Origin of the sequence: Acetobacter papayae JCM 25143, assembly GCF_000613285.1 — a bacterium.
In the GTDB taxonomy this organism is placed as follows: domain Bacteria; phylum Pseudomonadota; class Alphaproteobacteria; order Acetobacterales; family Acetobacteraceae; genus Acetobacter; species Acetobacter papayae.
This window is the reverse complement of the sequence record NZ_BAIN01000100.1, coordinates 1-6,153: the sequence shown is the minus strand read 5'-3', so window position 1 is coordinate 6,153 and position 6,153 is coordinate 1. Positions and strand designations below refer to the sequence as shown.

Below are 6,153 nucleotides of genomic sequence, written 5' to 3'. Positions count from 1 at the left end.
ATGGCGCATCCGGCATGCGGGGCCACAGGATATTAATAATGGCGAGCACACCATAAGCCAGTGCTGCAATATTAACCGCAAAACCCCAGCGCCCGAGAGTAAACGGTCCCCCCGGCTGCCAGCCGCGCAGACGGGCATAGAGCGCACCCGCCACCACCATCTGGAAGGCCACGTAAATCCCCACCACCGCAAAGCTGACGATGGTTGTCAGCGCATCCTGCGCAAACAGGCCCAACAGCACGATAGCGCCCGGCACCAGCCCGGAAAGATAGAGTGCATTTACCGGCACATGCCGGGTCGAAACCCGTGAAAGCGGTGCGGACCCCGCAACCATACCATCCCGCGCGAAGGAGTAGATCAGCCGGCTGACTGCCGCCTGTAGGCTAAGCACGCAGGACATGAAAGACACCATTACAATAGCCGCAACCCCCTTGGTACCAGTAGGGCCGAAGGCGTTCATCAGCACATCGCTCAGCGCATTGGGAGATTTGCCCGAAATCACTGCCGGAATATCGGGCACGGCCAGCAGCAGTGCGGCACAGGCAAAAATGGATGCCCCCACCCCGATATAGATGGTCATGCGCATGGCTTTGGGAATTTGGCGGCCGGGATCTGGAATTTCTTCAGCCACATCGCCGCAGGCCTCAAACCCGTAGCACGAGAACAGCCCGAGCAGCGATGCCGCCAGAAAAGCAGGCAGATAACTGCCATTAGCCGGTGCGGCGTTCATGGGGTCAAGCAATGCGCCCAGCGTATTCACCCGGTGGAAGGCCAGTAGATACCCTCCGACAAACAGAGCCCCCACCAGTTCGCAGATAAAACCGAACATGGCCACACGTGCGAGCAGTTTTGTGCCCGCGAGGTTACACAGTGTGGAGAGCGCAATCAGCGCAAGCGCTATAGCCGTTGTCAGGCCCGGCGCGCTGGAGCCCCCTGTCAGCAAAGCCAGAAACGGAGCCGCCCCCGTTGCCACGGCGGCAATGGTGGTAAACAGCGCCCATACATAAACCCACGCCGTCACCCACGACCATTTGCGCCCCACCAACCTGCGTGCCCATGGGTAAAGCCCGCCAGAAATGGGAAACTGCGCTACGACTTCACCAAAAATCAGCGCCACCAGAAACTGGCCAATACCCGCCAGCACGTAAGACCAGATCATGGGGCCACCACCTGTCTGCAGGCTGGTGTCAAACAGGGTGTACACCCCCACCACGGGCGACAGATAGGTAAAACCCAGTGCAAAATTCTCGATCATAGACATGGAGCGGTCGAAATCCGACTTCACTCCCAGCGCCGCCAGACTGGCGGCATCGTCGGTAGCGGGTACCGGTGCGTGATCCATGGCGGGTCCTTTTTTTCCGGTTGGAGCAAAGCTGATGGCTTGCAAAGGCTCCAGCATAGAAAAATGTTTCGGAATCGCACCAGTCTGTAATGCCCCTGCCCAGCTATCGCTCTATCCGATAGCTCCGGCCCATATCCCGCTCTCTAGCGCCCGCTCTCCTTCTGCTCCGCAAACAGGTCGGGCCTACGGCGGGCCATCCAGGCGAACAGGCGCACGCTCAGCCCGCGGAACAGGGGAATATCCTCGGCCAACAGCACCACACCCAGCGGCAGCATCCAGATACCCAGCAGGGGCAGGAAAGACAAAAACCCACCCAGCAGAAACAGAAATCCCGCAAACATCCTGAGCGTGCGCCGCTCTGCCGCCAGTAGCCAGCGCACCCAGCGCGCCAGACGCGCAGGCAGACGGGCCACCAGCGCATCGCGCCGCTGTTTTCTCAGCCGTTCGGTTTCGTTGTCAGGTTCCGTTTCCGCCGTCATGAACTGTCATGACCCTCCCTGTCACAAATAGCTACCGCACCGCCTTACAGGCTCTGCAGGGTGTACAGCCTGCGGTACAGGCCGTTTTCCTTACTCACCAGTGTATCATGCGGGCCGTCTTCCACCACGCGCCCATGCTCGAACACCACAATACGGTCCAGCCCCCGCACGGTCGCCAGACGATGCGCCACCACCAGCACCGTGCGCCCCTGCATCAGCCGCTCCATGGCCTGCTGCACCAGAGCCTCGGACTCCGAATCCAGACTGGCCGTTGCCTCATCCATGACCAGAATAGGCGCATCGGCCAGAAAAGCACGGGCAATGGCCACACGCTGGCGCTCCCCGCCGGACAGCTTGATGCCACGCTCCCCCACAAGGGTTTCATACCCATCGGGCAGACGGTCGATAAAGCGGGAGGCATTGGCCAGCCGCGCGGCCTCCTCTATCTGCGCCCGCGTGGCACCGGGGCACCCATACGCAATGTTTTCCGCCAGACTGCGGTGGAACAGCATGGCTCCTGCGGCACCAGCGCAATACGCGCCCGCAAGGCCGACTGGCGCACCGTGGCAATATCCGTACCATCCACCCGGATCACGCCCGCCTGTGGCGCGTAAAGCCGCTGGAGCAGCTTGGTAAATGTTGTCTTGCCTGAACCTGATGGCCCCACCAGCCTACTCGGCTGCCCGGCGCGATTGTCAGGGAAAAGTCATCAAACAACGCTTTCGCCTGACCCGGATAGCAGAAGCGGACATGCTCGAAGCTGATCGCGCCTTGTGTAACCTGCAAAGGCTGCGGGTTTACCGGGTCCGCCACGGCTGCGGGCGTACGCCACAGCAGCAGCAGTTCCTCCATTTCATTGACAGAGCGCTGCACAACCGAAACCTGCTGGCCAATCTCGCGCAGGTAGCCCTGCACAAGAAAGGTCATGGTCAGCACATAGGCGACATCTCCGGGGCCAGCCCGGCCAGCGGCCCACAGCCAGATAGCACCGCCCGCCAGTGCGAGCCGCATGACCATGACCGCCGCCGCCTGAATATTGGCGCTGTCCGTCCCGCGCACCCACATATGCGCCGTTGCCTTGCGCCACTGGCTGACAATACGCGCCAGCCGTGCATCCTCTCGCTCTTCCGCACCAAAAGCCTTCACCACGGCATTGCAGGTTATGGCATCGGCCAGAGCTGCCCCCATGCGGCTGTCGCCCTCATTGGCCGCCTGTGCGGATGGGGCCACGTAACGCAGGGTCAAGGTGCAGGAAAGCGCAACAAACAGCACGGAAAGCACGCCCAGCAACACACCCATGGCAAGCCAGTGCCAGCCCAGCACAAGGGTGGTGAGCACCAGCAGCGCCACTTCGGGCAGCAGCAGGAGCAGCAGCGTATCATCCAGCATATCCACCGCCCACATGCCGCGCGTAAGCCGCCGCACGGTGGAACCGGCGAAGGTGCTGGCATGCCAGTCGGTTGACAGCCGCTGGACATGGGCAAAGGCCTCGGTGCCTATTTTCTGCATGACCTGCGTGGTCAGCCGCGTAATGCCAAGATAGGCCCCCCGCTTGGCCAGCACGCTAAAAAAGCCGCACCCGGCCATGGCCGCGAGCATCCACAGCGCATCATGCCCCACCTCCGCCACCGGGCGCGCCACGTCGGCCACCAACTGCCCCGCAATAACGGGCATCAGCACATCCGCCACGGTGGCCAGCATAGTTCCGGCCAGCGTAACGGCCAGCGGCACCGGAAAGCCCAGCCAATGCCGGGCCACAAAGCGCAGCACATCAATAAACAGGCTTGTTTTCCGCGCGGCAGTAGCCACCCCGGAACCACTCACAGGCATACGGACACCCCGAACAGGTCAGTCAACACAGATGGATCATTCTTTCTGGCGCATAAATGCGTGCACAGCCTGTATCGTGAAAGGGGGTGGTTGCACAAATACCCCCCATCCCTGACACTATCGCCCGAACAGACCAGCCGCAGGCCCCCCTTATGCCCCCAAAGCCCCGTTCCCCCAAAGCCGTATCCGCCTCCCCTGCCATAAAAGCAAAACCCGCACGCAAGGTGGCTACGCCCCCCGCCGCACAGGCAAAACGCGACATGAAACCCGCCGAAGTCCGGGCGTTCCTGCTCGATCTGGCGCGGGCATGGCCCGATGCAAAAACCGAACTGGTCTACACAACACCTTTCACACTGCTGGTGGCTGTGGTGCTGTCGGCACAGGCAACGGATGCCTCCGTCAACCGCGTAACACCCGCCCTGTTCGAGGCCGCCCCCACCCCCGCCGCCATGGTGGCACTGGGGGAGGACGCCGTGGCCCAGCTGATCCGCACCATTGGGCTGTGGCGCAGCAAGGCGCATAATGTGGTGGAACTCTCGCGCCAGCTTCTGGCCGAGCATGACGGCGCGGTGCCCGGCACGCGTGAAGCTCTGGAAAAACTGGCGGGAGTGGGCCGCAAAACCGCCAATGTGGTGCTGAGTGTCGCCTTCGACCAGCCAACCGTGCCGGTGGATACACATGTTTTCAGGCTGGCCAACCGCTCCGGGCTAGGGCGCGGGCGCACGGTAGAAGCCGTGGAAAAAGCGCTGGAGCGCGTATCCCCGAGGAAATGAAGCAGGAATCCCACCACTGGATGATCCTGCAGGGGCGCTATGTGTGCAAAGCCCGTAAGCCCGAATGCTGGCGCTGTGCAGCCCAGACACCCTGCCTGTACCCCGATAAAACACCCCTGCCCACGCCCGCGCGCCGCGCCACTGCCATGGCCTGAAGGCCCCGGCGTGGCTTTAGCGCGTAATGGCTACAGCCAGCCTGCCAGTTCCCGGCGCGCCAGTGTTTCCAGCAGGTCGATACAGGCGGGCGATTCATTCAGGCAGGGGATCAGGGTAAACGATTCCCCACCCGCATGCAGAAAGCGCTCACGCACCTCGTTGCCGATTTCATCCAGCGTTTCCAGACAGTCGGCCATGAAACCGGGCATGACCACGGCAATCCGGGTGATCCCCTGCGCGGGCAGAGCGGTAATATACGGCTCGGTATAAGGTTCCAGCCAACGTGTTGGCCCAAAGCGTGACTGAAAGGTCATGGGCAGGGTCTGCTCGTCCCGCCCCAGCGCCTCGCGCAGGGCATTCACGGTTTTCTGGCAGTCCGCGTGGTAGGAATCGCCCTTTTTGACGTAATCCACCGGCAGGCCATGGAAAGAGGCAACCACTTTCTGGAAAGGCTCACCCTCGCGCCCCTCTAGCGCCTGCACACGCAGCGCCTCGTCCCGCGCGGTGCGCACGCTCTGCGCCACAGCGGCGATAAAATCGGGATCATCCGCAAAAGGCGGCAGGGTGCGGATAGCGGGCTGGTTACGCAAACGCATCAGGCGCGAAAAACCTGATCATTGGCCGTAGCGGTCGTGGTGGCACTATATTGCGGGTAGAGCGGCATGCACAGGATACGCTCACACCCCTGCCGCAGCAGATCATGCACGGCCTCTTTCAGTGAAGGCCCGCCATAGCGCATGCCCCATGCCACGGGCACGTTGCTGGCTGCGAACCGCTCGGCCAGTTTTTCCGCCTGTTCGCGCGTTATGGTGCGCAGGGGGCTTTCGTTCCGCCCGGTGTTCCAGATCCGCTCATAAGCACGCCCGCTTGCCCGCGGGCGGGTTGTCAGCACCACGCCCTGCAGGAGTGGTTGCCAGAACAGGGGGGAGCCCTCGATCACACGCCTGTCAGACAGAAACTCCGACAGATAGCGCCTGACCGCGCGATAGCCCGTATCATCCGGCGTGCCGAGATTAATAAGCAGAACACCGACACGCCCGCTCTGCGCCTGTGCCGGCACATGATGGAAAACCATGGTTTCTTCCTTCTCCCGCGCTGCTTGCCCGGCCTTTAGCCAGACAGAGCGGCCTCATGCTCCGACAGTCCCTGCATGCCCATGGCAACACATTTGCGCATGACCGATGGCAGGGCAGCCCCTTCCAGCCGTGCCATGGGCAACAGAAAGCCCTGACTGACCTCGGTATTGGCAAAACGCACCACCCGCGCCGCCAGCACCGTGATTTCAAGCGAAAAATGCGTAAAGACATGCCGCACCGTGCCTGCCCCGTGCCATTGCGCTCGGGCAGGCGCAGTAGCCAGTGCCTCAGCCTCCGGCCAAGGCGTGGCCTGCCAGACCGTGCCGGGTATTTCCGTCATGGAAGCCAGAAGTCCGGTGTCCGGCCTGCGGCGCAACAGAACCTGCCCTGCCGCATCCACCACGAAAAAATGCACCCCATAGCGCACGGGCCGCGCCACCTTGGGCATTTTGCGCGGCAGACTGGCCGCTGTGCCCGCCGCATGCCCCGCGCAGGAT

At 62.4% G+C, this 6,153-nt stretch carries 3 protein-coding genes and 3 pseudogenes; 1 reads left to right on the top strand and 5 read right to left on the bottom strand.

Annotated elements, in window-relative coordinates; all coding sequences use genetic code 11:
• From JCM25143_RS14095 to JCM25143_RS19985, 3 genes and pseudogenes are all read right to left on the bottom strand, one after another.
• Window positions 1-1,342: APC family permease (locus JCM25143_RS14095; protein ID WP_025861682.1), on the bottom strand; the 1,342-nt coding region annotated here is incomplete at its 3' end.
• A gap of 143 nt (window positions 1,343-1,485) precedes the next feature.
• On the bottom strand, window positions 1,486-1,821 hold the full coding sequence (locus JCM25143_RS14090) for a hypothetical protein (RefSeq protein WP_025861681.1): 336 nt from the start codon (window positions 1,819-1,821) through the stop codon (window positions 1,486-1,488).
• A 44-nt stretch (window positions 1,822-1,865) separates the two neighbouring features.
• A pseudogene (locus JCM25143_RS19985) lies at window positions 1,866-3,651 on the bottom strand (ABC transporter ATP-binding protein).
• Between the two features lie 260 nt (window positions 3,652-3,911).
• Here JCM25143_RS19985 and nth point away from each other — a divergent pair.
• Window positions 3,912-4,579: pseudogene (gene nth / locus JCM25143_RS19980) on the top strand (endonuclease III).
• Between the two features lie 30 nt (window positions 4,580-4,609).
• On the opposite strand, the pseudogene hemH reads toward nth, so the two are convergent.
• Together hemH and JCM25143_RS14070 are read right to left on the bottom strand one after the other, a co-directional pair.
• Window positions 4,610-5,655, bottom strand: a pseudogene (gene hemH / locus JCM25143_RS19975) (ferrochelatase).
• Window positions 5,656-5,690: 35 nt separating this feature from the next.
• A partial coding sequence (locus JCM25143_RS14070; RefSeq protein ID WP_025861680.1) for an NUDIX domain-containing protein occupies window positions 5,691-6,153 on the bottom strand: 463 nt, incomplete at its 5' end.

Coding starts and splice junctions, on each gene's coding strand:
- JCM25143_RS14090 (WP_025861681.1), bottom strand. CDS start 1,821: ATGACGGCGGAAACGGAACCTGACAACGAAACCGAACGGCTGAGAAAA.